We start from the raw sequence: 1,498 nt of genomic DNA, 5'->3' as shown, positions 1-1,498 counted from the left end.
CGGGGCGGCGGGCGTCCCGGGGGCGCAGTGAGCACCGCGCTCGTCCCCACCAGGTCCACGCGGTTCCCGCAGCGCTGAGACGTCGGTTCGCAGGGCGATTCGCACAGCAGTCGCGCGGTGGACGACACCACGGCCGAGACCTCCGGGGTGCCGCCGTGTGCGTCACCCCTTCTGTTCCGGTTCTCGGGGAATGATCCCCGTGTAGATGAAACGCCAACCGGATCAACCGTAAGATCGGTCACATGCGGATGACGACCTCCTTCACCGGCCGGGGCGTGCGCTACCCGGCCCCCGATGTGGCCCGTGGCTTCATGCTCCTGTTCGTGGCAGTGGCCAACGTCCCGACATGGAACAAAGTGCCGGCTAGCATGATCGTGGGTACTTCCCCGGTCCCGGCGGCCGATGCCTGGTGGGTGTTCATCCGGACGCTGTTCGTCGACCATCGGGCCTACCCGTTGTTCGCAATGCTGTTCGGCTTCGGGCTGATGACGATGATTAATCGGCGTATCGCCTCCGGGACACAGAGCTATCTTCAGTCCCTGCCCGAGGTGGATGCGGGGCGTGAGCCGACGTCGCAGGAGGAGTCCTGGGCGCGTGAGCAGGCCACCGTCGATGCCCGTCGCCTGGTGCGGCGCCGCGGCTGGTGGATGATCCTGTTCGGGTTCGTCCACGGCATCTTCTTCTCCGGCGACATCATCGGCGCCTACGGTCTGGCCGCTGTCATCTTTGCCGGATGGTTCGCCCACAAGAGGTACGTCCGCCTGTACGTCGTCGGTGCCATCATTGCGCTGACCGCGTTCTCGCTCTTCTTGGTCGTGAGTTTCGTCTCTCCTGAGACCGCCGCCGTGTGGTCAGGTCAGCAGGAGAACCCGACTGTAACGGTGCTGCCCTGGTTCGTCGTCAATATCGCGAACTGGTTCTTCTTTCTGTTCGTGCAGGTCCTCGTCACACTGATCGTTCCCGCCGCGGCGATCGGCGCACGTCTGGCCGATACCGGCATCATCATCCAGCCGGATCGGCACCGCCGCCTGCTCATCTCGACAGGGATCGGCGGCCTGGCCCTGGGAGCCCTCGCGGCGCTCCATAGCGCTTTGACCAACGTGTTGCCCGTCTCGCAGTGGCCGTGGGACTTCGCCGTGAAGGAGCTCTTCGGCATCGTCGGCGCCTGCGGCTGGTTGGCGCTGTTGGCCCTGTACGCCGGTGGGCCCAGGGAGGACGGCAGGTTGACGGGGCTGCGTCGGCTGGCCTCCGCCGTCGGGCGCAGGTCGATGACGGCCTACTTGAGTCAGACGATCCTGTTCGGGACCATCTTCGTCATTGTTCCTGTCCTGGTCGTGGGGCAGCGCTTGTGGGTGGGGCAGGCTGTGGCCGCGCTTATCGCCCTGGCGGTGTGGCTGGTGACGGTTGGCCTGTGCGCGGCGCTGGAGCGCGGTGGGCATGCCGGTCCCTTCGAGACGCTGCTGCGCACCGCCGTGGCCCGCAGTGAGCGCAAGCGGCT

1 protein-coding gene is annotated in these 1,498 nt (G+C 66.5%); it reads left to right on the top strand.

Going from position 1 to position 1,498, the window contains the following annotated elements; all coding sequences use genetic code 11:
• Positions 1–242 precede the first annotated feature (242 nt).
• The coding region (locus HMPREF0975_RS14215) for a DUF418 domain-containing protein (RefSeq protein ID WP_009234936.1) at positions 243–1,498 on the top strand (1,256 nt) is incomplete at its 3' end.

Origin of the sequence: Actinomyces sp. oral taxon 849 str. F0330 (genome assembly GCF_000239715.1) — a bacterium.
Lineage (GTDB): Bacteria > Actinomycetota > Actinomycetes > Actinomycetales > Actinomycetaceae > Actinomyces > Actinomyces johnsonii.
This window is presented reverse-complemented; position numbering and strand designations above follow the sequence as displayed.